The organism is Pantoea sp. C1E2 (genome assembly GCF_056491465.1).
This window is the reverse complement of record NZ_JBSZHT010000002.1, coordinates 3,514,441-3,540,135: the sequence shown is the minus strand read 5'-3', so window position 1 is coordinate 3,540,135 and position 25,695 is coordinate 3,514,441. Positions and strand designations below refer to the sequence as shown.

18 protein-coding genes, 2 tRNA genes, 3 rRNA genes and 1 other annotated feature are annotated in these 25,695 nt (G+C 52.9%); of the genes, 11 read left to right on the top strand and 12 right to left on the bottom strand.

The genetic code is table 11. The features are described 5' to 3' along the window. Positions 1-3: 3 nt before the first annotated feature. Positions 4-1,125, top strand: a complete 1,122-nt coding sequence (gene tyrA / locus ACXI0A_RS16905) for a bifunctional chorismate mutase/prephenate dehydrogenase (RefSeq protein WP_476147589.1) — start codon at positions 4-6, stop codon at positions 1,123-1,125. A 33-nt stretch (positions 1,126-1,158) separates the two neighbouring features. Here the strand turns inward: tyrA and pheA are convergent, their stop codons facing one another. From pheA to bamD, 4 genes are all read right to left on the bottom strand, one after another. After that, positions 1,159-2,322, bottom strand: a complete 1,164-nt coding sequence (pheA, locus tag ACXI0A_RS16900; RefSeq protein ID WP_224933363.1) for a bifunctional chorismate mutase/prephenate dehydratase — start codon at positions 2,320-2,322, stop codon at positions 1,159-1,161. Positions 2,323-2,344: 22 nt separating this feature from the next. After that, positions 2,345-2,469, bottom strand: a sequence feature (Phe leader region). Beyond that, entirely contained in the window at positions 2,421-2,468 is a 48-nt protein-coding gene (gene pheL, locus ACXI0A_RS16895) for a pheA operon leader peptide PheL (protein ID WP_100703679.1), read from the bottom strand. It overlaps the preceding feature by 48 nt. 98 nt (positions 2,470-2,567) lie before the next feature. After that, positions 2,568-2,894, bottom strand: coding sequence for a ribosome-associated translation inhibitor RaiA (raiA, locus tag ACXI0A_RS16890; RefSeq protein ID WP_034822244.1), 327 nt, complete (start codon positions 2,892-2,894; stop codon positions 2,568-2,570). A gap of 267 nt (positions 2,895-3,161) precedes the next feature. Then, positions 3,162-3,902 (bottom strand): outer membrane protein assembly factor BamD, encoded by a 741-nt coding sequence (bamD, locus tag ACXI0A_RS16885; RefSeq protein ID WP_100703654.1) that lies wholly within the window; start codon positions 3,900-3,902, stop codon positions 3,162-3,164. A gap of 130 nt (positions 3,903-4,032) precedes the next feature. On the opposite strand from bamD, the gene rluD reads away from it, so the two are divergent. From rluD to rrf, 8 genes are all read left to right on the top strand, one after another. After that, entirely contained in the window at positions 4,033-5,013 is a 981-nt protein-coding gene (gene rluD, locus ACXI0A_RS16880) for a 23S rRNA pseudouridine(1911/1915/1917) synthase RluD (RefSeq protein ID WP_224933362.1), read from the top strand. Beyond that, positions 5,010-5,735, top strand: coding sequence for a purine nucleoside phosphorylase YfiH (gene yfiH, locus ACXI0A_RS16875; RefSeq protein WP_476147592.1), 726 nt, complete (start codon positions 5,010-5,012; stop codon positions 5,733-5,735). The genes rluD and yfiH overlap by 4 nt, the downstream gene beginning before the upstream one ends. Before the next feature lie 124 nt (positions 5,736-5,859). Next, positions 5,860-8,433: an ATP-dependent chaperone ClpB gene (gene clpB, locus ACXI0A_RS16870; RefSeq protein ID WP_476147594.1), complete on the top strand. Its 2,574-nt coding sequence runs from the start codon at positions 5,860-5,862 to the stop codon at positions 8,431-8,433. A gap of 472 nt (positions 8,434-8,905) precedes the next feature. Next, positions 8,906-10,448, top strand: a 16S ribosomal RNA gene (locus tag ACXI0A_RS16865). Positions 10,449-10,522: 74 nt separating this feature from the next. Next, a tRNA-Ile gene (locus ACXI0A_RS16860) sits at positions 10,523-10,599 on the top strand. 144 nt (positions 10,600-10,743) lie between these two features. Beyond that, positions 10,744-10,819, top strand: a tRNA-Ala gene (locus ACXI0A_RS16855). Between the two features lie 201 nt (positions 10,820-11,020). Further along, positions 11,021-13,927: ribosomal RNA gene (locus tag ACXI0A_RS16850) — 23S ribosomal RNA — on the top strand. 103 nt (positions 13,928-14,030) lie between these two features. Beyond that, positions 14,031-14,146, top strand: a 5S ribosomal RNA gene (gene rrf / locus ACXI0A_RS16845). Together the 16S, 23S and 5S rRNA genes with 2 tRNA genes alongside form the textbook arrangement of a ribosomal RNA operon. A gap of 106 nt (positions 14,147-14,252) precedes the next feature. On the opposite strand, the gene ACXI0A_RS16840 is transcribed toward rrf, so the two are convergent. Beyond that, on the bottom strand, positions 14,253-14,387 hold the full coding sequence (locus tag ACXI0A_RS16840) for a hypothetical protein (protein WP_476147595.1): 135 nt from the start codon (positions 14,385-14,387) through the stop codon (positions 14,253-14,255). A 220-nt stretch (positions 14,388-14,607) separates the two neighbouring features. Here ACXI0A_RS16840 and ACXI0A_RS16835 point away from each other — a divergent pair, with 220 nt between their 5' ends. Further along, positions 14,608-15,912 (top strand): MFS family transporter, encoded by a 1,305-nt coding sequence (locus tag ACXI0A_RS16835; protein ID WP_476147597.1) that lies wholly within the window; start codon positions 14,608-14,610, stop codon positions 15,910-15,912. Here the strand turns inward: ACXI0A_RS16835 and ACXI0A_RS16830 are convergent, their stop codons facing one another. From ACXI0A_RS16830 to trxC, 5 genes are all read right to left on the bottom strand, one after another. Beyond that, positions 15,913-16,233, bottom strand: a complete 321-nt coding sequence (locus tag ACXI0A_RS16830) for a YfiM family lipoprotein (RefSeq protein WP_200577682.1) — start codon at positions 16,231-16,233, stop codon at positions 15,913-15,915. 3 nt (positions 16,234-16,236) lie between these two features. After that, entirely contained in the window at positions 16,237-17,595 is a 1,359-nt protein-coding gene (gene pssA, locus ACXI0A_RS16825; RefSeq protein ID WP_476147598.1) for a CDP-diacylglycerol--serine O-phosphatidyltransferase, read from the bottom strand. 119 nt (positions 17,596-17,714) lie between these two features. Beyond that, positions 17,715-20,366, bottom strand: coding sequence for a GNAT family N-acetyltransferase (locus ACXI0A_RS16820; protein ID WP_476151018.1), 2,652 nt, complete (start codon positions 20,364-20,366; stop codon positions 17,715-17,717). 76 nt (positions 20,367-20,442) lie between these two features. Then, positions 20,443-21,147, bottom strand: coding sequence for a DTW domain-containing protein (locus ACXI0A_RS16815; protein ID WP_476147599.1), 705 nt, complete (start codon positions 21,145-21,147; stop codon positions 20,443-20,445). A gap of 75 nt (positions 21,148-21,222) precedes the next feature. After that, entirely contained in the window at positions 21,223-21,642 is a 420-nt protein-coding gene (gene trxC, locus ACXI0A_RS16810; protein WP_224930378.1) for a thioredoxin TrxC, read from the bottom strand. A gap of 156 nt (positions 21,643-21,798) precedes the next feature. On the opposite strand from trxC, the gene ACXI0A_RS16805 reads away from it, so the two are divergent. Further along, positions 21,799-22,929 (top strand): tRNA/rRNA methyltransferase, encoded by a 1,131-nt coding sequence (locus ACXI0A_RS16805; protein ID WP_224930380.1) that lies wholly within the window; start codon positions 21,799-21,801, stop codon positions 22,927-22,929. Between the two features lie 39 nt (positions 22,930-22,968). Here the strand turns inward: ACXI0A_RS16805 and emrB are convergent, their stop codons facing one another. Both emrB and emrA read right to left on the bottom strand, forming a co-directional pair. Continuing rightward, positions 22,969-24,504, bottom strand: coding sequence for a multidrug efflux MFS transporter permease subunit EmrB (emrB, locus tag ACXI0A_RS16800; RefSeq protein WP_224930383.1), 1,536 nt, complete (start codon positions 24,502-24,504; stop codon positions 22,969-22,971). Between the two features lie 17 nt (positions 24,505-24,521). Next, entirely contained in the window at positions 24,522-25,694 is a 1,173-nt protein-coding gene (gene emrA, locus ACXI0A_RS16795; RefSeq protein WP_476147602.1) for a multidrug efflux MFS transporter periplasmic adaptor subunit EmrA, read from the bottom strand. Position 25,695: the final 1 nt, after the last annotated feature.

The window sequence follows — 25,695 nt, the reverse complement described above, 5'->3', positions numbered from 1 at the left end:
GTCATGGTGGCTGAACTGACCGCGCTACGCGATCAAATTGATGAAGTCGATAAAGCCCTGCTTGGGCTATTAGCTAAACGTCTTGAGCTGGTAGCCGAAGTAGGTGAAGTCAAAAGCCGTTATGGTTTGCCGATTTATGTGCCAGAACGTGAAGCCAGCATGTTGGCTTCACGTCGTCAGGAAGCAGAAACACTCGGTGTTTCGCCGGATTTGATCGAAGATGTCTTGCGTCGTCTGATGCGTGAGTCTTATGCACATGAAAACGACAAAGGCTTTAAAACACTCTGCCCAACACTACGTCCGGTGGTGATTGTCGGTGGGCGTGGCCAAATGGGTCGTTTGTTCGAAAAAATGCTCAACCTGTCAGGTTACCAGGTACGCATTCTGGATAAGGGCGATTGGGATCGTTCTGAAGAACTGCTCAAAGATGCGGGCATGGTGATCATCAGTGTGCCTATTCATCTGACGGAGCAGATCATCGCTGAACTGCCAACGCTGCCGGAAGATTGTATCCTGGTTGATTTAGCATCGGTGAAGAACCGTCCACTACAGGCGATGCTGGCGGCGCATACTGGCCCGGTGCTGGGCTTGCATCCGATGTTTGGCCCGGATAGCGGCAGTCTGGCGAAGCAGGTAGTGGTGTGGTGTGATGGCCGTCAGCCGGAAGCTTACCAGTGGTTCCTGGAGCAGATTCAGGTTTGGGGCGCGCGCTTGCACCGCATTAGTGCCGTCGAGCATGACCAAAACATGGCATTTATTCAGGCGCTGCGGCACTTTGCTACCTTTGCTTATGGTCTGCATTTGGCAGAAGAGAACGTCAATCTGGATCAGCTGCTGGCGCTGTCCTCGCCGATTTATCGTCTGGAACTGGCGATGGTTGGCCGACTGTTTGCTCAGGATCCGCAGCTTTACGCCGACATCATCATGTCTTCGGAGAGCAATCTGGCGCTGATTAAGCGTTATTACCAGCGCTTTGGTGATGCGATTAAATTGCTGGAGCAGGGTGATAAACAGGCGTTCATCAAGAGTTTTGAAGGTGTCGCGCATTGGTTTGGTGATTACGCTCAACGCTTCCTGGTGGAAAGCCGAAGCATGTTGCGTTCGGCGAACGACAGCCGGCAATAGAAGAAAAGGCATCCGCAAGGATGCCTTTTTCACTTACAGTCGCGGTTCAACCGGAACAACATTTTCACCCGGATAGCAGCCGAGCACTTTCAGAGAAAGCGTCAAATCTCGCAGCTCTTTCAACGCCAACTGCATGTTCTCTGATTGCAGATTGCCCTGCACGTCGATGTAAAACATCTCTTCCCATGGATTACCGTTGATTGGGCGGTTTTCCAGTTTGCTCATAATCAGATTGTGATTACGCAGCACCAGCAGAGCCTCAACCAGCGCACCGGCCTGCTGACCGGTAGCCATAATCAATGTAGTTTTGGCTGGCACCTGGCCAGAAACCTCAATCGGCTTACGCGCCAGCACAATGAAACGCGTGTGGTTCTGTTGCTGGTTGGCTAGATTCCGTTCCAATACCTGCAGACCATACAACTCTCCGCCCGCCTCGCTGCCTAATGCCGCCACTTTTGGTGAATTCATCGCCGCGACCTTTTCCATTGCGGCAGCGGTGCTCTCGGTATATTCGATTTTCCACTGCGGGAACCGATTGATGAACTGGCTGCACTGCTGGAATGGCTGAGGATGGCTATAAACCGTTTCAATTTGTTGTAAGTCGGTATTGCCGTTAACCAACACACAGTGCTCGATAGGGATGGTCAGCTCGCCGACGATCGAGAGCGTCGTTTGCTGCAGCAGATCATAGACGTCGTTAATTGAGCCGGAGCTGGTGTTCTCGATCGGCATCACGGCGTAATCCGCCTGACCACTCTCCACCTGATGAATAATGTCATGGAATTTCAGACAGCCCATCTCAACCATGGAATCAAAATGACGTGTGGCGTATTTACGTGCCGCGAGGTGAGAGTAAGACCCCTTAGGACCCAAAAACGCGATGCGCGGCGCGTGCGCGTGCGGATGGTTTAAGTTTTTCTGCAGCAGCGCTTGCTGAGTCAGCACTGAATCTTCAATCACCAGTTGGAACAGGCGGGTAATGTAGTGTGCATCTAGTTGATGCTTCTTACCGAGTGAGATCAGATTTTCCAGCAGTGCGCGTTCACGCTCAACATCGCGAATTGGGCGATGGGTCGCGAGCTTTGCTTGCGCCACTTCAACCGCCAGCGATCGGCGTTCAGATAGCAGCGTTAACAGCTTTTCATCAACGGCGCTGATCTTATCGCGTAACGCCAGCAGCGGATTTTCGGGGTTCATAGGGCTCACCTGTAAAATGTCCAATAAAAAAGCCTCCCGTTTGGGAGGCTTTGTTGTTCGTCTTCGCATTCATTTTCACATGACGAATCGCCTCCCAATCAGGGGAAGGTAAAAAAGAATGCGAAGAAGAACGGTAGATGTTTCATGTGTGTTATCCAGCGATAAAGTGGATTGAGAGTAACCGCAGTGATTTAAAGCTGTCAATAAAAAACGCGCCCGCAGGCGCGTTACTGGAAAAAGGTTGTTTATCCCGCAGGAGTGAAATCTTTCATACTGCTGGTTGCGCGGCGCGCTTCAGGTTTGTGCTGCGCCTTATTAAGTTGTCGCTCCAGCTTGGCAATCAGATCGTTGATAGCCGTGTACATATCTTCGTGTTTCGCGCTGGCGACCAGCGTGCCGTTCGGTGTGTTAATGGTGGCATCAGCCACGAATTCTTTCGGCTCTTTCGATAACACGATGTGCGGATTTATCAGGTGAGTTTGCCACTTTTCCAGCTTGGCGAGACGGTCTTCGACATGGTTGCGGATGGCCGCAGTGATTTCCATTTGTTTGCTGGTAATGTTCAGAATCATAGTTAAACCTCTCTGTCATTTCCGTCTGGGTAGGACCAGCATACCGCGTAAATCAGGAAAAAGTGTGATCTAGATCACATTGAAATGTCACTTTTTGTCAATGCCAATGAATTGTGAGAAAGGCTTATAAAATCGAGGAAAATGCTTGAAGGGCAGGGATGAAAAGAGCAAGATTGATGAGTTAACCGCAGCGAATAATCAGCAATCTGGCTGAATTTTCGGCAAAAAAAAGCAGCCATTAAGGCTGCTTTTTTATTGGTAGTAAAATCAGGACTGATTATTTGTCGCGATGATCTTCGCTACCTTGTCCGCTTCTGCGGTTAACTGCAGCTGGCGGTAAGCATTTTCCATCAGCGGCAGTGCTTTGTGCGTCGCTTCGGTATCTGGGAAATCTTTCATCATCCCTTCAACACGGTTAACAACGGCGACATAGGCCCCACGCTTGGTATAGAATTGCGCCACCGAGAGTTCATACTTCGCCAGACGCTCTTTCAGGTAGGCTAAACGCTTCTGCGCATCATCAGCATATTGGCTGTTTGGATAACCGCGCAGCAGCTGTGAGAAGTCACGGAAAGCATCACGAGCGTGCGTCGGATCACGATCAGAACGATCGATACCGAAGAAGCCCTGCAGTGCAGAATCATCCAGCGCCATATCCGTCAGACCTTTCATATAAATGACGTAGTCGATGTTCGGATGGGTTGGATTGAGACGCATAAAGCGTGCAATAGCGGCTTGCGCCAGTGGCAGATCGGCATTTTTGTAATACGCGTAGATCAAATCCAGCTGCACTTGCTGCGAGTAAGGGCCAAATGGATAGCGGTTATCCAGTGCTTCCAGTTGCTTAATCGCCGCTTTAAAGTTACCGTCCTGCAGCTTTTGCTGGGCTGTAGCATAAATTTCAGACGGCGGGCTGTCCGGGACGGGATCCGATGAGCCGGAACAGCCCACCAGAGCCAGGCTCAGGCTCAATGTGGCAGCAGCCACCAGATGTTTCATACGCGTCATGACGAAATGATTATCCTCAAAGTGTTGTAGCGGAAGCTGTCCGTATAGCTCCCGGTTATGACCTGGTACGATAGCACATTATATTAAACGGCATCGCCGTGAAAACCCAACGTTAACGAAGAAGCTGTATATGGCACAACAAGTTCAACTCACCGCAACGGTGTCCGAAGCACAGCTTGGACAACGCTTAGATCAGACTTTGGCGGAATTGTTCCCTGATTATTCACGTTCCCGCATAAAAGAATGGATTCTCGAGCGTCGCGTCAGCGTCAACGGCACCATCATCGATAAACCGAAAGAGAAAGTTTTCGGCGGTGAGCAGGTGTCTATCGATGCTGAAATCGAAGAAGCGCAGCGCTGGGAAGCGCAAAACATTCCACTGAACATCGTCTATGAAGATGACGATATCCTGGTGATCAACAAGCCGCGTGGCCTTGTGGTGCATCCCGGAGCCGGTAATCCTGATGGCACTGTATTAAATGCGCTGCTTTATCATTATCCACCGATTGCCGATGTACCGCGTGCCGGGATCGTCCATCGCCTCGATAAAGACACGACCGGATTAATGGTGGTGGCGAAGACTGTCCCTGCTCAGACGCATCTGGTTGAAACGCTGCAGCTGCGTGAAATCACCCGTGAATATGAAGCGGTTGCGATCGGCACCATGACGGCGGGCGGCACGGTTAACGAACCGATGGCGCGTCACTCCACCAAGCGTACGCATATGGCGGTACACCCTATGGGTAAACCTGCTACAACGCATTACCGCATTATGGAGCATTTCCGTGCTCATACGCGTCTGCGACTGCGTCTGGAAACCGGTCGTACCCACCAGATTCGTGTGCACATGGCGCATATCAATCATCCTCTGGTGGGTGATCCGCTCTACGGTGGCCGTCCGCGTCCGCCTAAAGGTGCATCGGATGCGTTCATCACCGCGCTGCGTGGTTTTGATCGTCAGGCTCTGCATGCCACCATGCTGCGTCTCTACCATCCCATCACCGGGATTGAGATGGAATGGCATGCGCCATTGCCGCAAGACATGGTCGATCTGATTGATGCGCTGAAAGCCGATACCCATGAGTTCCGCGATCAGATGGATTGGCTATGAGTGAGTGGATCATTCCTGACTGGCCTGCACCGCAGCGCGTTCAGGCATGTTCCACCTTGCGTCATGGCGGTGTTAGCACTGCGCCTTGGGATTCGCTGAATCTTGGGGCACACGTTGGCGATGCTGAAACGCATGTCTTGCAAAATCGTCAGTATTTGAGGGATAAGTTGCTGCCCGCCGTGCCGCAGTGGCTGAATCAGGTACATGGACAGGATGTTGTCCGTTTACCTGCAGAAGATGCGATACCGAATGCAGATGCGGCCATCACTCGCGAAACCGACGTAGTTTGCGCTGTCATGACCGCGGATTGCTTGCCGGTGTTGTTCTGCAGTTTTGATGGCAGTGAAGTGGCCGCTGCCCACGCCGGCTGGCGTGGTCTGTGTAACGGCGTGCTTGAACAGACATTGCAGCAGTTTCAATCTCCGGCCAGTGAGATCCACGTCTGGCTTGGACCCGCCATCGGCCCTGAGGCATTTGAAGTCGGTGCGGAGGTGCGTGAAGCCTTTATGGCGCACGATGCACAAGCCGATGCGGCTTTTCGTCCAGCAGGTAACAAATATTTTGCAAATATCTGGCAGTTAGCGCGTCAGCGCCTTCAGGCCGCCGGGGTGCATTCTATCAGTGGTTCACAGCGTTGCACCTTCACCGAAGCCGATGATTTTTTCTCCTACCGACGCGATGGAATCACCGGGCGTATGGCAACTTTGATTTGGCTGAGATAACCTTACGCCGCAAGACGATCCAGTAGCGTATTTTTTGTTCGCAATACAGCTCATTAAACTTGAAAAATTTGAGGCATGACCTCATTTAATCTCCAGTAGCATTTTGACCTGTATTGGAGGAATCATGCGTCTGGATCGTCTTACTAATAAATTCCAGTTGGCCCTTGCCGATGCTCAGTCCCTTGCCCTGGGACATGACAATCAATTCATTGAACCCCTTCACTTGATGAGCGCGTTGCTCAATCAGGAAGGCGGATCGGTGCGTCCGTTGCTTAGCGCAGCCGGTGCCGATGTGGCTGGTCTGCGTACCAGCATCGAACAAGCTATCAACCGACTGCCGCAGGTGGAAGGTACCGATGGCGACGTACAGCCTTCAGCCGATCTCATTCGGGTACTGAACCTGTGCGACAAACTCGCGCAAAAGCGCGGTGACAACTTTATATCATCTGAATTATTTGTTCTGGCGGCCCTCGACTCTCGTGGTTCGCTGGCGGACATATTGAAGTCTGCTGGTGCAACCACCGAAAAACTCACTAAGGCCATCGAGCAATTACGGGGAGGAGAGAACGTGAACGATCAAGGGGCTGAAGATCAGCGCCAGGCTTTAAAAAAATACACCATCGATCTGACTGAGCGTGCCGAACTTGGCAAGTTAGACCCGGTGATTGGTCGTGATGAAGAAATTCGTCGTACCATTCAGGTGTTGCAGCGCCGTACCAAAAACAACCCGGTATTAATTGGGGAGCCCGGCGTGGGTAAAACCGCGATTGCCGAAGGGTTAGCGCAGCGCATTATCAACGGTGAAGTGCCAGAAGGCCTGAAAGGCCGCCGCGTGTTGGCCCTGGACATGGGTTCGCTGGTGGCGGGCGCTAAATATCGCGGTGAATTCGAAGAACGCCTGAAAGGTGTGCTGAGCGATCTGGCAAAACAGGAAGGCAACGTCATTCTGTTTATCGACGAGCTGCATACCATGGTCGGTGCGGGTAAAGCCGATGGCGCCATGGATGCCGGTAACATGCTGAAACCTGCATTAGCGCGCGGTGAGTTGCACTGCGTCGGTGCTACCACGCTGAATGAGTATCGCCAGTTCATCGAAAAAGATGCGGCGCTGGAGCGTCGTTTCCAGAAAGTCTTTGTGGCTGAGCCGAGTGTTGAAGACACCATTGCTATTCTGCGTGGCCTGAAAGAGCGCTATGAGTTGCACCACCATGTGCAAATTACGGATCCAGCGATTGTGGCTGCGGCAACGCTGTCGCATCGCTATATCTCCGATCGCCAGCTGCCAGATAAGGCCATTGACTTGATCGATGAAGCGGCATCGAGCATTCGTTTGCAGATGGACTCGAAACCGGAGTCGCTGGATCGTCTGGAACGCCGCATTATCCAGTTAAAGCTGGAACAGCAGGCACTGAAGAAAGAGTCGGACGATGCCAGCATCAAACGTCTGGAGATGCTGGAAACGGAACTCGATCAGAAAGAGCGTGAATATGCTGAGCTGGAAGAAGAGTGGAAAGCGGAAAAAGCCTCTTTAACTGGTACGCAAAATATTAAGGCGGAACTGGAGCAAGCTCGTCTGGCGATGGAACAGGCGCGACGCGTTGGCGACCTCGGTCAAATGTCTGAGTTGCAATACGGTAAAATTCCGGAGCTGGAAAAGCAGCTCACTATTGCGACGCAGTCCGAAGGTAAAACCATGAAGCTATTACGTAACCGCGTAACAGATGTGGAAATTGCCGATGTGCTGGCACGCTGGACCGGTATTCCAGTGGCACGAATGATGGAAGGTGAACGCGATAAACTGCTGCGGATGGAACAAGAGCTGCATGCGCGCGTGATTGGCCAGAACGAGGCGGTTGATGCGGTATCGAATGCGATTCGCCGTAGTCGTGCGGGTCTGTCCGATCCTAATCGTCCAATTGGCTCGTTCCTGTTCCTTGGACCTACCGGTGTCGGTAAAACCGAGCTGAGTAAAGCGCTGGCTAACTTCCTGTTCGACAGCGACGATGCCATGGTGCGTATTGATATGTCCGAGTTTATGGAAAAACACTCGGTATCGCGTTTAGTCGGTGCACCTCCGGGCTATGTGGGTTATGAAGAAGGCGGTTATCTGACAGAAGCAGTACGTCGCCGTCCTTATTCAGTGATTCTGCTGGATGAAGTAGAGAAGGCTCATCCCGATGTGTTCAACATCTTATTGCAGGTGCTGGATGATGGGCGTTTAACCGATGGTCAGGGGCGTACGGTAGATTTCCGTAATACCGTGGTCATTATGACCTCTAACCTTGGATCGGATCTGATTCAGGAGCGCTTCGGTGCGTTGGACTATCCGGAAATGAAAGATATGGTGATGACGGTGGTGGGTTCGCATTTCCGCCCAGAGTTCATTAACCGTATTGATGAGGTTGTGGTGTTCCATCCGCTTGGCGAACAGCACATTGCTTCAATCGCGCAGATTCAGTTGCAGCGGTTGTACAAACGTCTGGATGAACGCGGCTACCAATTGCATATCACGGATGCAGCGCTGAAGCTGTTGGGTGAGAATGGATATGATCCGGTATACGGTGCACGTCCATTGAAACGCGCTATTCAGCAGCAAATTGAAAACCCGCTGGCGCAGAAGATTCTTTCTGGTGCTTTTGTTCCGGGGAAAACCATCGAAATGGATGTTAAAGACGACATCATTGTCGCGCATCAGTAATTCGAAATGATGAAAACGGGCCTTCGGGCCCGTTTTTTTTGCCTGTTTGATGCGAATTCGTTGTTAATTTCAGCGTATCGACCGAAAAGTGAGCGGTCGTGCAAAAACTTCAAATTAACGCTTGTCAGCTCATCAGAAATCCCTATACTGCGCCACCACTGAGACGGCAAAGCGGCAACGCAGACGACTCAGCAGGGAGTGAAGAGATTCACCCCGCCAGATAAAACGCTGAAAAAAGTGTTTGACTCTGAAGGAGAGAGGCGTAATATACGCCACCTCGCAACAGCAAGTTAAAACGCTGATTGCACTGCTCTTTAACAATTTATCAGACAATCTGTGTGGGCACTCGCAGGATTGATATCAACGTCTCCGGACGTAAAAAATATCAAGTCTCACGAGTGAACACATAATGAAATTCATTATGACGTTTTACAGATGAGCATCGCTGAACTTGTTTCAGCAAATCAAACTTAAATTGAAGAGTTTGATCATGGCTCAGATTGAACGCTGGCGGCAGGCCTAACACATGCAAGTCGAACGGTAGCACAGAGGAGCTTGCTCCTTGGGTGACGAGTGGCGGACGGGTGAGTAATGTCTGGGAAACTGCCCGATGGAGGGGGATAACTACTGGAAACGGTAGCTAATACCGCATAACGTCTTCGGACCAAAGTGGGGGACCTTCGGGCCTCACACCATCGGATGTGCCCAGATGGGATTAGCTAGTAGGTGGGGTAATGGCTCACCTAGGCGACGATCCCTAGCTGGTCTGAGAGGATGACCAGCCACACTGGAACTGAGACACGGTCCAGACTCCTACGGGAGGCAGCAGTGGGGAATATTGCACAATGGGCGCAAGCCTGATGCAGCCATGCCGCGTGTATGAAGAAGGCCTTCGGGTTGTAAAGTACTTTCAGTGGGGAGGAAGGCGTTAAGGTTAATAACCTTAGCGATTGACGTTACCCGCAGAAGAAGCACCGGCTAACTCCGTGCCAGCAGCCGCGGTAATACGGAGGGTGCAAGCGTTAATCGGAATTACTGGGCGTAAAGCGCACGCAGGCGGTCTGTCAAGTCGGATGTGAAATCCCCGGGCTCAACCTGGGAACTGCATTCGAAACTGGCAGGCTAGAGTCTTGTAGAGGGGGGTAGAATTCCAGGTGTAGCGGTGAAATGCGTAGAGATCTGGAGGAATACCGGTGGCGAAGGCGGCCCCCTGGACAAAGACTGACGCTCAGGTGCGAAAGCGTGGGGAGCAAACAGGATTAGATACCCTGGTAGTCCACGCCGTAAACGATGTCGACTTGGAGGTTGTTCCCTTGAGGAGTGGCTTCCGGAGCTAACGCGTTAAGTCGACCGCCTGGGGAGTACGGCCGCAAGGTTAAAACTCAAATGAATTGACGGGGGCCCGCACAAGCGGTGGAGCATGTGGTTTAATTCGATGCAACGCGAAGAACCTTACCTACTCTTGACATCCAGAGAACTTAGCAGAGATGCTTTGGTGCCTTCGGGAACTCTGAGACAGGTGCTGCATGGCTGTCGTCAGCTCGTGTTGTGAAATGTTGGGTTAAGTCCCGCAACGAGCGCAACCCTTATCCTTTGTTGCCAGCGGGTTATGCCGGGAACTCAAAGGAGACTGCCAGTGATAAACTGGAGGAAGGTGGGGATGACGTCAAGTCATCATGGCCCTTACGAGTAGGGCTACACACGTGCTACAATGGCGCATACAAAGAGAAGCGACCTCGCGAGAGCAAGCGGACCTCATAAAGTGCGTCGTAGTCCGGATCGGAGTCTGCAACTCGACTCCGTGAAGTCGGAATCGCTAGTAATCGTAGATCAGAATGCTACGGTGAATACGTTCCCGGGCCTTGTACACACCGCCCGTCACACCATGGGAGTGGGTTGCAAAAGAAGTAGGTAGCTTAACCTTCGGGAGGGCGCTTACCACTTTGTGATTCATGACTGGGGTGAAGTCGTAACAAGGTAACCGTAGGGGAACCTGCGGTTGGATCACCTCCTTACCTGAAGATACCTTCCCGCGTAGTGCTCACACAGATTGTCTGATAGAAAAGTAACGAGCAGAAAAAACCTCTACAGGCTTGTAGCTCAGGTGGTTAGAGCGCACCCCTGATAAGGGTGAGGTCGGTGGTTCAAGTCCACTCAGGCCTACCAAATTTCTTCTCATGCTGCGTTAAAGCGCCGCTCGTATAGTGAACTATACGTCGCGATCCTTTGCCCTGCCTGAAAAGAAATGACCGTTTGTCAAAAAACGGGACTCCTGGTGAGTGGTAGTAGTGGTCTCTGCAGTAACTGTATGGGGCTATAGCTCAGCTGGGAGAGCGCCTGCCTTGCACGCAGGAGGTCAGCGGTTCGATCCCGCTTAGCTCCACCATTACAGTGACTCAAAACAATACTTCAGAGCAGACCGGCAACGGTAGGCTGCGAAGTATTATGCTCTTTAACAATCCGGAACAAGCTGAAAATTGAAACGACACGTCGCGTTCATTCTCCGTAATAAGAATGAATAAACGATGTGTTCGAGTCTCTCAAATGCTTGCAGTCTGCAGCGTTGTAAAACGCCTGTGGGTTGTGAGGTTAAGCGACTAAGCGTACACGGTGGATGCCCTGGCAGTCAGAGGCGATGAAGGACGTGCTAATCTGCGTAAAGCGTCGGTAAGGTGATATGAACCGCTACAGCCGACGATGTCCGAATGGGGAAACCCGGTGCACTCTGTGCATCATCGCAACATGAATACATAGTGTTGCGAGGCGAACCTGGGGAACTGAAACATCTAAGTACCCAGAGGAAAAGAAATCAACCGAGATTCCCCCAGTAGCGGCGAGCGAACGGGGAACAGCCCAGAACCTGAATCAGTTTGTGCATTAGTGGAAGCGTCTGGAAAGTCGCAGGGTACAGGGTGATACTCCCGTACACAAAAATGCACTTGCTGTGAGTTCGAAGAGTAGGGCGGGACACGTGGTATCCTGTCTGAATATGGGGGGACCATCCTCCAAGGCTAAATACTCCTGACTGACCGATAGTGAACCAGTACCGTGAGGGAAAGGCGAAAAGAACCCCGGCGAGGGGAGTGAAACAGAACCTGAAACCGTGTACGTACAAGCAGTGGGAGCCTCTTTTATGGGGTGACTGCGTACCTTTTGTATAATGGGTCAGCGACTTATATTCTGTAGCAAGGTTAACCGTATAGGGGAGCCGCAGGGAAACCGAGTCTTAACTGGGCGTTAAGTTGCAGGGTATAGACCCGAAACCCGGTGATCTAGCCATGGGCAGGTTGAAGGTTGGGTAACACTAACTGGAGGACCGAACCGACTAATGTTGAAAAATTAGCGGATGACTTGTGGCTGGGGGTGAAAGGCCAATCAAACCGGGAGATAGCTGGTTCTCCCCGAAAGCTATTTAGGTAGCGCCTCGTGAACTCATCTTCGGGGGTAGAGCACTGTTTCGGCTAGGGGGCCATCCCGGCTTACCAACCCGATGCAAACTGCGAATACCGAAGAATGTTATCACGGGAGACACACGGCGGGTGCTAACGTCCGTCGTGAAGAGGGAAACAACCCAGACCGCCAGCTAAGGTCCCAAAGTCATGGTTAAGTGGGAAACGATGTGGGAAGGCACAGACAGCCAGGATGTTGGCTTAGAAGCAGCCATCATTTAAAGAAAGCGTAATAGCTCACTGGTCGAGTCGGCCTGCGCGGAAGATGTAACGGGGCTAAACCATGCACCGAAGCTGCGGCAGCGACACTATGTGTTGTTGGGTAGGGGAGCGTTCTGTAAGCCGTTGAAGGTGTGCTGTGAGGCATGCTGGAGGTATCAGAAGTGCGAATGCTGACATAAGTAACGATAAAGCGGGTGAAAAGCCCGCTCGCCGGAAGACCAAGGGTTCCTGTTCAACGTTAATCGGAGCAGGGTGAGTCGACCCCTAAGGCGAGGCTGAAAAGCGTAGTCGATGGGAAGCAGGTTAATATTCCTGCACTTGGTGTTACTGCGAAGGGGGGACGGAGAAGGCTAGGTTATCCGGGCGACGGTTGTCCCGGTTTAAGCATGTAGGCGGAGAGTTTAGGTAAATCCGGACTCTTGTTAACGCTGAGGTGTGATGACGAGTCACTACGGTGATGAAGTAACTGATGCCCTGCTTCCAGGAAAAGCCTCTAAGCTCCAGGTAACACGAAATCGTACCCCAAACCGACACAGGTGGTCAGGTAGAGAATACCAAGGCGCTTGAGAGAACTCGGGTGAAGGAACTAGGCAAAATGGTGCCGTAACTTCGGGAGAAGGCACGCTGGCGCGTAGGTGAAGGGACTTGCTCCCCGAGCTGAAGCCAGTCGAAGATACCAGCTGGCTGCAACTGTTTATTAAAAACACAGCACTGTGCAAACACGAAAGTGGACGTATACGGTGTGACGCCTGCCCGGTGCCGGAAGGTTAATTGATGGGGTTATCCGCAAGGAGAAGCTCTTGATCGAAGCCCCGGTAAACGGCGGCCGTAACTATAACGGTCCTAAGGTAGCGAAATTCCTTGTCGGGTAAGTTCCGACCTGCACGAATGGCGTAATGATGGCCAGGCTGTCTCCACCCGAGACTCAGTGAAATTGAAATCGCTGTGAAGATGCAGTGTACCCGCGGCAAGACGGAAAGACCCCGTGAACCTTTACTATAGCTTGACACTGAACATTGAGCCTTGATGTGTAGGATAGGTGGGAGGCTTTGAAGCGTGGACGCCAGTCTGCGTGGAGCCAACCTTGAAATACCACCCTTTAATGTTTGATGTTCTAACGTAGGCCCGTGATCCGGGCTGCGGACAGTGTCTGGTGGGTAGTTTGACTGGGGCGGTCTCCTCCTAAAGAGTAACGGAGGAGCACGAAGGTTGGCTAATCCTGGTCGGACATCAGGAGGTTAGTGCAATGGCATAAGCCAGCTTGACTGCGAGAGTGACGGCTCGAGCAGGTGCGAAAGCAGGTCATAGTGATCCGGTGGTTCTGAATGGAAGGGCCATCGCTCAACGGATAAAAGGTACTCCGGGGATAACAGGCTGATACCGCCCAAGAGTTCATATCGACGGCGGTGTTTGGCACCTCGATGTCGGCTCATCACATCCTGGGGCTGAAGTAGGTCCCAAGGGTACGGCTGTTCGCCGTTTAAAGTGGTACGCGAGCTGGGTTTAGAACGTCGTGAGACAGTTCGGTCCCTATCTGCCGTGGGCGCTGGAGAATTGAGGGGGGTTGCTCCTAGTACGAGAGGACCGGAGTGAACGCACCACTGGTGTTCGGGTTGTCATGCCAATGGCATTGCCCGGTAGCTAAGTGCGGAAAAGATAAGTGCTGAAAGCATCTAAGCACGAAACTTGCCCCGAGATGAGTTCTCCCTGACTCCTTGAGAGTCCTGAAGGGACGTTGAAGACTACGACGTTGATAGGCCGGATGTGTAAGTGCAGCGATGCATTGAGCTAACCGGTACTAATGACCCGTGAGGCTTAACCTTACAACGCCAGAGGCGTTTTTGAGAAGACGCAGTAGATTTTCAGCTTGTTCAGAGATTGGTTCGCGTGGTTACGGAAGTAACGGCGCGGATGAAACAGAATTTGCCTGGCGGCTTTAGCGCGGTGGTCCCACCTGACCCCATGCCGAACTCAGAAGTGAAACGCCGTAGCGCCGATGGTAGTGTGGGGTCTCCCCATGCGAGAGTAGGGAACTGCCAGGCATCAATTAAGTGAAGAAGCCCTGAACAGTAGTTCAGGGTTTTTTTACGTCTGAAGTCAGGGGTTATGACGCCTGAAATTCAGCCAGCCCGGCAAAAATCTCCCCCATTACCGACTCGTTTTCAGCCAGTTTTCGACAAAGTCAACCACGTTAACCGTCTGATTAATATCAATAAACGGAAGATTAACCGCGACTTTCACATCGCTGGTCTGAACGATGATGAATTCATCCAGTAAATCCAAAAGTTCACCTGTGACACCCCGCCTCCGCAGCGCGATTCTGATTACAGGTTCACCTCACAATCCTTCAGCCAATGTTGAAAAAATCAGCAGTAATTTCACTCTAAAATCCCTTTTTAATCACATTTTCCAACCTCAGACCTGAATCAATTCACGAAACAGACCATTACATGCTTTACTCAATCCTTTGGCATTAATTTATCGCAAGGAAACGAGGTAAGACATGACCAACTCACAACAACAAAAAGTGGCACTATCCGAATCAACGATAGACAGTAAACAGCGCATCTGGGCGATAGTAGGTGCCTCATCGGGCAACCTGGTCGAATGGTTCGACTTTTATGTTTACTCCTTTTTCTCACTCTATTTCGCTCATGTGTTTTTCCCGACAGGCGACACCACTACTCAGTTACTTCAAACCGCAGGCGTTTTTGCCGCTGGATTTCTGATGCGTCCCATCGGCGGCTGGCTGTTTGGCTATATCGCTGACCGCCATGGACGAAAAAACTCAATGCTGATTTCCGTCTGCATGATGTGTCTGGGATCGTTGGTGATCGCTTGCTTGCCGGGTTACGGTGAAATTGGTGTTGCGGCACCGATTATCCTGCTGCTGGCGCGTATGTTTCAGGGGTTATCGGTGGGAGGAGAGTACGGGACCAGCGCCACTTACATGAGTGAAGTCGCCTTAGAGGGCCGCAAAGGTTTTTATGCTTCATTCCAGTACGTGACACTGATTGGCGGGCAGCTATTAGCGGTTCTCACCGTAGTGGTACTGCAACAGCTCCTCAGTGACGAAGAATTGCGCAGTTGGGGCTGGCGGGTTCCCTTCTTCCTCGGTGCCGTGTTGGCAGTCGTGGCACTGTGGCTGCGTCGCTCACTGAATGAAACCTCTGAGAAAAAGAACCGGGAACATAAGGATGCGGGCAGCGTTATGGGTTTACTGCGTAATCATTCACGCGCATTCCTGATGGTATTGGGATTTACTGCCGGTGGTTCACTGAGTTTTTATACCTTCACCACGTATATGCAGAAGTATCTGGTCAATACGGCGGGGATGGATGCACGCAGCGCCAGCGGATTGATGACAGCCGCATTATTCGTGTTCATGCTGATTCAGCCGATCGTGGGGGCGCTTTCAGACAAGATCGGTCGTCGATCCTCGATGATGATCTTCGGCGCGGGTGCAGCGATCTGTACCGTACCGATCCTGATGATGCTGCAAAATGTGCAAAGCGGTTGGGCCGCATTTGCACTGATCATGCTGGCGCTGATTATCACCAGCTTCTATACCGCCATCAGTGGCATTCTGAAAGCGGAAATGTTCCCACCGGAAGTCCGCGCGCTGGGTGTTGGCTTATCTTATGCGGTGGCTAATGCGATCTTTGGTGGCTCGGCAGAATATGTCGCTTTGCTGCTGAAGAAAGAGGGAATTGAAACCAGCTTCTTCTGGTATGTATCCGCAATGGGAGCTTTAGCATTCCTTATTTCGCTTATGCTGCATCGCAAAGGAAAGGGCATTGCGCTGTGATTACTGGCTCAAATTCCACAATGCAACGCCAGTCGCGGCTCCAGCCACATCATAGCTAAGATCTTTCCAGCTCCAGCCGCTCCCCGAAGAGCGGCTGTCATACAACTCTTTTCCCACGCCAAAACTCAGCGAGAACAAAAAACCAAAACGTAGGTTTTGCCCACGGCCCTGATGTTGATGTTGGGATATTTCGCTGCCAGCAGCGGCAAGTGCGGCAGAAGAGAAGAAGTGTTCGGCTTTGTCCTTACCGGTCCAGTTATCCTGCGCAACATGCGCACATCCACTACAGAGTAAAGTCATGCAGAGGATGAGCGCACGCATTGGCTACAGTAAACGGCTGATCAAGCGATCAATACGGATACGGCGCAGACGGCGAATTAGCTTACGGACTTTTGCTGGGTAATCAGAAATGCTTTCTAATTCGCGGAAGTGTTGAACCGTCGTGGTATGTTCGCGAATCAGCGCTAACTCTTTCTCGCGCTGCTCGGCCAGCTCATTCTTAGGATCGTGGATCAGCACCGCATTTTCCAAATCCAATCGCCATGCGCGTGGATTAAGGTTATTGCCGGTAATCATCATCCACTCGTCATCAACCCAGATACCTTTCAGGTGATAACTGTTTTCGCCATCCTTCCACAGACGCACGGTCAACTGCCCATTGTTGACGTAATACTGCAAGCGGCTCAGGAAGCGTCGCAGGTTGATCTCATACAAATAGGGCAGTGCGCCAATAATCTTAAACGGCTGCTCAGGTGGGATATAGAAATCGTTGGCGGTTTTATCGCCCACGATAATCTCCACTTCTTTCCCCTGACGCAGCAGATGGATTAGATTACGCACCAGGATCGCAGGCAGGTTGAAATAAGGCGTACAGAGCGTAAGTTTACGCTCGGCGCAAGGCATCAAATGGAAGATGGTTTTGTTAAGCAGGCTGCGCTTGCCAAGGCCCACCAGCGGCGTGACCGCCAGTGACTCATTATCGGTATTACCCGCGAACTGATAGTTAAAACTGCGCAAATCCTGACGGAACTGGCGCGTCTCGTTTTTGATCTCAGGGCTGGAAGGGCGCTCGCTTTGGTCGAGGCGATTAACCGCATCTGACTGCTTAAGATTTTCGCAAATCCACGCGTACATGGTGTCAGCCAGGTGTGGATTACGGATCAACTGGTAACGATCGTAGCGATATCTTTCATGCTGATGCAGATAAACATCATTCAGGCTGGCACCGCTGTACAGCAAGGTGTCATCAATGATGAAGCCTTTAAGATGCAGCACGCCAAGCGCTTCCCGGGTATTAACGGGAATTCCGTATACCGGAATGGCAATGTCCGGATGCTGTGCCGCCATCTCGCAATACCAATCAGCGTTGGTCAGCCCACGAGCAGCGCCAATTCGACCACGCTGCGCGCGATGCCAATCCACCAGAATACTGACATCCAGCTCTGGCCGCACCTGACGCGCTGCATATAGGGCCTGCATGATGGCTCGCCCGCCGTCATCGTTCTCAAGATAGAGCGCGGGTATGCAGATGCGTTTCTCAGCAGCCGCAATTTTCGTCAGCAGGGTTTCACGGAACTCGGCAGGCGAGTATAGCGTGGTCACATCCGACACGGATTGTGACAGTTTAGGCAGCTGTGCGAGGTGTTGTTGGTGTTTATTGCGTTTAAATTTAGACAACATCACAGTGCACTTCTTCTCTGTTCATTGCATGGCCTTTTGCCATCAAATCATGATCCTAACGGTAAATAATAACACCAACCGGCCTGATAAGGAGGATTTTTACCTTTCTGTACAGGATATCATCACCCCTCACCGAGCGATAAATTCAGACTGACAATGCCATCATCCAATTGAATATTCACACGAAAATTCAGTTTTCGAGCCAGTGTAATCATGCCCGTGTTGTGTGGCATGGTGATACCGTTCAATTGTTGCAGACCATGATCGCGCGTATAGCGGATCATCTTTTCCAGCAAACGTCTGCCCATCCCAAGTCCTTTCAGATCAGAACGTACCAGCACCGAAAATTCCGCATCAATATTATCAGCATCTGAAATCGCACGCGTGACACCAATAATCTCGTCTTTACCCTCATGCTGCCGCACGGCAACAATCGCCATTTCACGGTCATAATCAATTTGGGTCATGTTGGCGAGATCTTCATGGGTAAACTCATTGATTTCGCTGAAATAACGGTAATAGAGGTCTTCCTTCGTTACCTGAGCGATAAACGCGCGCAACTGTGGTTCATCTTCGGGCAAAATTGGGCGGAACAGGCAATACTGACCATCTTTCAGTTGTACCCGCTCTTCAAGGTGGTGCGGGTAAGGGCGAATCGCCAGGCGCGCTTCGTTATCACCAGTAAATGGTGCAAGTTGCAGTGTGACATCCAGCAAGGTGAACTTGTTAGCTGATGCCAGCAACGGGTGAATATCAAGCCGCTGAATCTCCGGGCAATCCACCACCAGGTTTGAAACCTGCACCAACAGTTGACTCAGGCCGGCAATATCGAGTGGACGCAACGCGCTGCGGCTGCGAACTTTACCGCTCTTCATCGCCTGAATCACCAGATAGCGTGCCAGCGTCATGTTGAGCGGCGGCAGTGCGACAGCCGCCTGTTTGTCAGCCTGCCACTCTACGCCGCCTTCACCCAACATAATGATCGGACCAAACAGCGGATCTTGTTCCACCACCACGCGTAATTCCTGCGCACCTGCGCGATTCGCCATGCTTTGTACCAGCAATCCATCAATTCGGGCTTGCGGATGGGTGTGGCGCACGCGATCAAATATCGCTTCAGCAGCTTGCTCAACCTCCTCTCGACTGCGCAGATACAGCATCACGCCTTGAACTTCAGATTTGTGTGGAATATCCGGCGATCGCAGCTTGAGCGCCACCGGATAGCCAATCTGATCGGCGATAGTGGCGGCCTCACGACTGTCACCTGCAATCCAGGTGGGCAGCGTAGACAAACCATATGCTTGCAACACCGGCTGCACTTCGTGGGTATCCAGCGTGTTGATCCCCTGATCCAGCGCTTGTTGAATCAGCTGGTGCGCCTGCGCGCTATTTTGCGTCAGACCAATGGGCAAGGCGGGGGTTTCACGCAGTTGCTTCTGGTTACGGCGATATTCGACCTGGTGCATAAACGCGGTCACAGTGCCTTCCGGTGTACGCCAGGTGGGGATTCCAGCTTGAGTGAAAGCGCGACGCGCTACTTGTGAGGAGTATTCACCGCACCAGTTTGTTAATAGCGTCACCTGTTTTCCGCGAGGGTGTTTCGCCACCGCCGCAATAATTTGCTCAGCCGTTTCGCTGGCAGGAGATACGGCGCTGGGAGCATGGATGATCATTAAGGCATCCAGTTCATGGCTATTCAGCAGCTGCTCAATGCAGGCAACGTAGCGAGACGGGGTGGCGTCATCCTTTAAATCCAGCGGATTACCGCGCCCGACGCCCTCTGGCAATAACGCAGCGAGCGCCATTAACGTCTCATCACTGAGCGTGGCCAGCTTGCCGTTGCGGGCATACAGCTCATCCAGCGCCAATGCGGCCGGAGCGGCGCCGTTGCTGATGATCATCAAACGGTCCCCGCGCAGGGGGCGCATATGGCTCAGCGATTCCACCGCTGAAAACAGCTCATGAGTATCCTGCACGCGCAGCAACCCCGCGCGTTGGATCGCGGCATCCCATGCCGCATCCAGCCCGCTGAGTGTACCGATCATCGCCTGTGCCTGATGGCTGCGACCGCTTTTGATTACCAGAATCGGTTTATTGCGTGAGGCGCTACGTGAGGCCGAAACAAAGCGGCGTGCATCGCTGAGGTGTTCCAGATAGAGCAGGATGGCGCTGGTTTTGCCGTCGCGCGCCAGGAAATCCAGCAGGTCATCGACATCAATATCCAGGCTATCGCCCAATGCGATAAACCAGGAGAAGCCGAGATTGCGTTGTTGTGCCCAATCGAGAATGGTATTGGAAACGGCCGCGGATTGAGAAATAAAGGCAATGCGCCCTTTGGCGATAGGCACCGGCGAGAAACTGGCGTTCAATCCTTGCCAGGGTGCCAGCAATCCCAAACTGTTCGGGCCGAGCAGGCGAATTTGCCACTGGCTGGCACAGGCCTTCAACTCTTCCAACTGACTGGCTGGCGCGGAAAGAATGATGCAGGCTTTGCAGCCTTTTTCACCCAGCTGTTGCAGCAGATCCAAATTTCGTTTGGCGTGAGTACAAATAATGGCGAGATCGGGCGCGAAGGGCAGGCTGGCAATATCTGGCCAGGCGAGTACGCCGCTCACGGCTTTATACTTCGGCGTCACCGGCAGCACGGGACCATTAAACCCGCCAGCCAGCAAATTACGCATCATAAAGTAGCCGGCGCGCCCTGGTGTAACGGACGCGCCAATTACCGCAATTGATTTAGGTCGTAACAGTGCTTCCAGTCCGCGTTGGCTCATCATCCACTCCCGACATCAAGATTGGCATGATTGTAAACGCTTTTTACTCTGCTTGCCGATTCGCCGATCGCAGGGTTTAGATTTCGCTATCTGTTATGGCTTCGCGGTAATGCACAGGATGATGCGGTTTCCCTGCCAGATAAGCGTGGCGGAAATGCTCAAAATGCTGCTGCAGCGCACTGGCTGCCTCGACATCGCCAGCCTGCTCCAGCAGCGCGGCGGCCACTTCGGCGGTACAGTGCTGACCCTCGCCATGCGCTTCACGCAGCGTGTAGCGTGACGGCGTCGAGACATTAAGTGACATCACCGGGAAAGCATCCAGCCAGGGACTTTTGCGAAACATCTTGCGCGCTTCGGTCCAGGTTCCATCCAGCATAATAAACAGCGGCGGTTTTCCGGTGAGCGGTGGCGTGGTGAGCACTTCACGGCCCGCATCGGCGTACGAACCCGGGAACACCACCAGTGGCTGATAGTCGGCAGTTTTCACTGCGGCCAGCATCGCTTCATCAGGTTCAGTGCGTGACCAGCCAAACGCCAGCGTATCAGGCAGGATATCGGCGATCAGTCGTCCAGTGTTGCTGGGTTTCATCGGTTCGGTATCGAACATCACCAGGCAAAAACGGCTGCGTGCTTGCTGCGGTTGCAAGGTCGCGCACAGGCAGTTTTTTTGCGGCAGAAGACAACGCTGGCAGCGCACGACTCGGTTACCGCGGGCAAGAAACGGACGCGTGGCGCGCGCTAAACGTTGCGCACGTAAGCGCAGGACGGCATTTTCAGACATAGAATCGCAGGCAGGAAAAAACGCCATTTTAATGTAAGGCAAACCACAAGGCCAGCACGCGGCTGGCCTTAATGACTACAGTGATTCGTCGAGCCACTCATTGAAGGGCGCTTTAGGCATTGCGCCATTGAGCATGTCGACCATCTCGCCGTTTTTAAACAGCATAATGGTAGGAATACTGCGAATGCGGAAGCGAGAACTGAGTGCTGGTTCGGCCTCAGTATTCACCTTCACAAAGCGCACTTTCCCGCGACGCTCATCGGCAACGTCTTTAAACACCGGCGCGAAGTTGACGCACGGACCACACCAGGGCGCCCAGAAGTCGATGACCACGGGTAAATCGTCCTGCAAATATTTATCCAGGGTGGCAGCAGTGGCATTCACCACTTCACCGTTAAATAACTCGTCGCCGCAGCGGCCACACTTGGCGCCATCGGCGATACGCGCTTCTGGAACGCGGTTGGTTGCCTGACAGGAGGCACATACAGTATTCATCGTCACCTCTAACCGGACCTGTAAATATGATGATTGCCGAACATTATGAAAAGGTTGAGTGCTATGCTCAATCTGGATTGCCCAATAGGTTCAATAGTTGATAGCTAAGCACCTACACATCAGGTAATCTTCGCGCTCTCAATGCAGGAGGAACAAATGAACGACGAATTTAAAGGCAAAAGCGGCAAGGTAAAAGTGATGTATGTACGTGATGAGGATGGCGGTCAGAAGCCAAATCCCCGTACCGGCAAAGGCGGCCGTCCTGCTGCGCGCCAGGAAGATAATCGTCGTTCTGGTCCTCGCAGTGCACGTAATGAAGAAGGTGGCCGTAGCGGTGGCGCACGTGGTGACGGTGCGGGTCGTGGTACCCCGGCACGTGATGCACGCAATGCAGATCGCGGTCGCAGCTTTGGTGGTCGAGACAATCGTGCTGATGACAACCGCAGCTTCGGTGATTCTCCATGGCGCACCGTTTCTCGTCCGCCAGTGGCTGATGACAGCCAGGTTGATGATGAGGCAAGCAACAAGCCGGTGATCGACCCGGAACAAATTCGCCGTCAGCGTCAGGAAGAGACGCGCGTTTACGGTGAAAATGCCTGCCAGGCGCTGTTCGCCAGCCGTCCGGAAAGCATCGTGCGCGCCTGGTTTGTCCAGAGCGTCACGCCACGCTTCCGCGAAACCCTGCGTTGGTTAGCGGCAAACCGTAAAGCCTACCACGTGGTGGAGGATGCCGAGCTGACCAAAGCGTCAGGCACCGAACACCATGGCGGCGTGTGCTTCATTATTAAGAAGCGCATGGGCATGGAAGTGTCCGAGTGGCTGAAAAAAGCCGATACCAAAGATTGCGTGCTGGCACTGGAAGATGTGAGCAACCCGCACAACCTCGGCGGCATCATGCGTAGCTGCGCACACTTCGGTGTGAAAGGTTTGCTGGTGAATGATGCTTCACTGCTGGAGTCGGGCGCGGCAGTGCGTACCGCAGAAGGCGGCGCAGAGCACGTGCAGGCGATCAGTGGTGAAAGCTTTGCCAGCGGTCTTGAAGCCTTCCGCAAAGCGGGTTACACCATCGTGACCACCTCCAGCCATGAAGGCACGCCGCTGGCGAAAGCCGAGTTGCCAGCCAAAATGGTCCTGGTACTGGGACAAGAGCGTGAAGGTCTGTCCGACAGCGCCTTCCAGCAGGGCGATATCAGCCTGTCGATTGGTGGTACTGGCAATGTTGAGAGTCTTAACGTCTCCGTTGCAACCGGCATTTTGCTCGCCGAATGGTGGCGTCAGAACGCATAAATGAAAACGGGCCGAAAGGCCCGTTTTTGTATCTACTGTTTAGTGCGCGCCACCGCCGCCACCGCCCGCACCAAATGGTGGACGAGCAAACCACACCAAGACCAGCAGGATTAAAAACACCCCCGCCGATGCCCAGAAGATCTCGTTCGCCGAGATAATCAGGCCCTGATTAGTAATTTGCTGCGCGATATAAGCGGATGCCTGCTGCTGCGTCATGCCCATGCTTTGCAGTTGATCATACATCTGCTGCGAATTGGAATTGAACGGGTTCACCGATTCAGACAAATAACTGTGGTGCATCGATTCGCGGTCAGTCCACATGGTGGTGGTGATCGAGGTCCCGATAGAACCCGCCAGCGTACGCACAAAGTTCGACAAGCTTGATGCCGCCGCCATACGCTCAGGCGGTAAACCCGACAGCGTAATGGTGGTCAGTGGCATAAAGAAGCAGGCCACGGCAAAGCCCTGGATAAACTGCGGCCACGCCGATGCGCCAAAATCCATCCCCGGCTCAAACGTGTAGGCGCGCCAGTAGAAGCACACCGCATACATGATAAAGCTGAAGGTCACCAACCGCCGCATATCCAGCTTGTGGGCGAAGCGGCCAATGATTGGCGACAGGATCACCGGAATAATCCCCACCGGCGCGGATGCCAATCCGGCCCAGGTGGCAGTGTAGCCGTATACCTCCTGCAATAGCTGCGGCAGCAAAACAATGGAGCCGAAGTAGAGCATGTAGGCCAGGCTTATTGATAAACAACCTATGGTGAAGTTGCGCTTTTTAAATAGCGACAGATCGACGATAGGGTGATCGTCGGTCAACTCCCACACCAGTAGCACCACCAGGGCCGTCACCGCCACCACAGTGAGAACGATAATCTCTGTAGAGCTGAACCAATCCAGCTCCTTACCCCGATCCAGCATCACCTGCAGTGAACCAATGCCCACCACCAGTAACACTAAGCCCACCATATCAATCGGGCGGATTTCCGTTTTGGTTTCACGTCCCCGGAGGGTCTGCAAGGTCAGGGCTACAACCACAACCCCAATCGGCACGTTGATAAAGAAGATCCAACCCCAGTGATAGTTATCACTGATCCAGCCACCCAGAATCGGACCGCAGATCGGTGCCACGATCACCGTCATCGCCCACAGCGAGAGCGCCACGCTGCGCTTCGCCGGAGGATAGTTGTTGAGCAGTAAACTCTGTGACAGCGGAATCAGCGGACCGGCCACCACACCTTGAATGATGCGGAAGAAGATCAGCATCTCAAGGCTTTCTGACATGCCGCAGGCCCATGAGGCCAGCACGAACAGAATGGTCGACCAGGTAAAGAGCTTCACTTCCCCGATGCGTTTGGCTAACCAACCGGTAATCGGGATCGAGATGGCGTTTGCCACCCCGAAAGAGGTGATCACCCAGGTGCCCTGCGAATTCGAGGCACCGAGGTTACCGGCGATCGTCGGGATCGCCACGTTAGCAATGGTGGAGTCGAGTACCTGCATAAACGTCGCCAGTGATAAGGCGATGGTCATCAGGACTAACGGCGCACCCTCAAGCGGTTTTTGTGCCATGACAGCCTCCCGCGGAATTAGTCGGCGTTGGCACGAACGATGTCAGTAATCAGCTTGTTAACCGGCGCGAGGTCGATTGCCAATGCGTTACTTTCATAAGCCGCTTGTGGGCGTACGCTACTGGCCAGCGTGGCACCGTCTTTGTTCTGGGTATCCACTTTCACTAACGTGGAGAGACCAATACGCAGCGGATGTTCGGCCACTTGTTTTGGATCCAGTTCAATACGTACCGGTAAACGCTGAACCACTTTGATCCAGTTACCGGTGGCATTCTGCGCCGGCAGCAGAGAGAAGGCGCTGCCGGTACCCATATCCAGACCCACCACTTTGCCGTGATACTCCACGTCAGCACCGTAAATATCGCTGATCACGGTGGCAGACTGGCCAATGCGCACGCCGGAAAGCTGAGTTTCTTTGAAGTTGGCGTCAATCCACAGGTTTGTCGCCGGAACAACGGCCAGCAGCGGCGTGGTGGTGGCGATTTGCGAACCCACTTGCACATTGCGGCGCGACACATATCCGTCCATTGGGCTACGGATATCGGTGCGCTGCAGTGCCAGCCAGGCATCACGCAGTTCAGCTGCACTCTGTTTGACGGCCGGTTGTTCTTCCAGGTCGGTCTTCAGGATCATCGCCTGATTCGCGTTGTACTGTTGCACCGCGACATCCAACTGCGCTTTCGCTGTCGCAACCGCATCACGCGAGTGCTGCAGCTCTTCACGACCAATCAGATTTGAGGCACCCAGCGGCTCACGACGTTTCAGGTCAGCTTCAGCCTGATCCAGCGCGGTTTGCTGCAGCTTGATGGTGGCCTGATACTGCTTGCCATTGATCATCAGCTGATGGGTTTGACGCACGCTGGTGGCCAGCGCAGTCTGTGCTTTTTCAAACGCCTGCTCTGCATCGGTTTTGTCCAGCGACACCAGAATGTCGCCTTTTTTCACGAAGTCAGTGTCATCGAACCACACTTTATTCACGCTGCCGGAAACCTGTGCCATCACCTGCACCTGGTTACCTGCCACATACGCATCATCGGTTTCCTGGAAATGGCGCAGCACCAAATACCAGTAAGCCAGATACGCCACGCCAATCAGTACAAACACGATAGCCAGCAGGATCAGCACACCTTTGCGCTTCTTCTTTTTATTCGCTGGCTGTTGCGGGCTTTGGGCTTCCGCTGTCGCACTCATG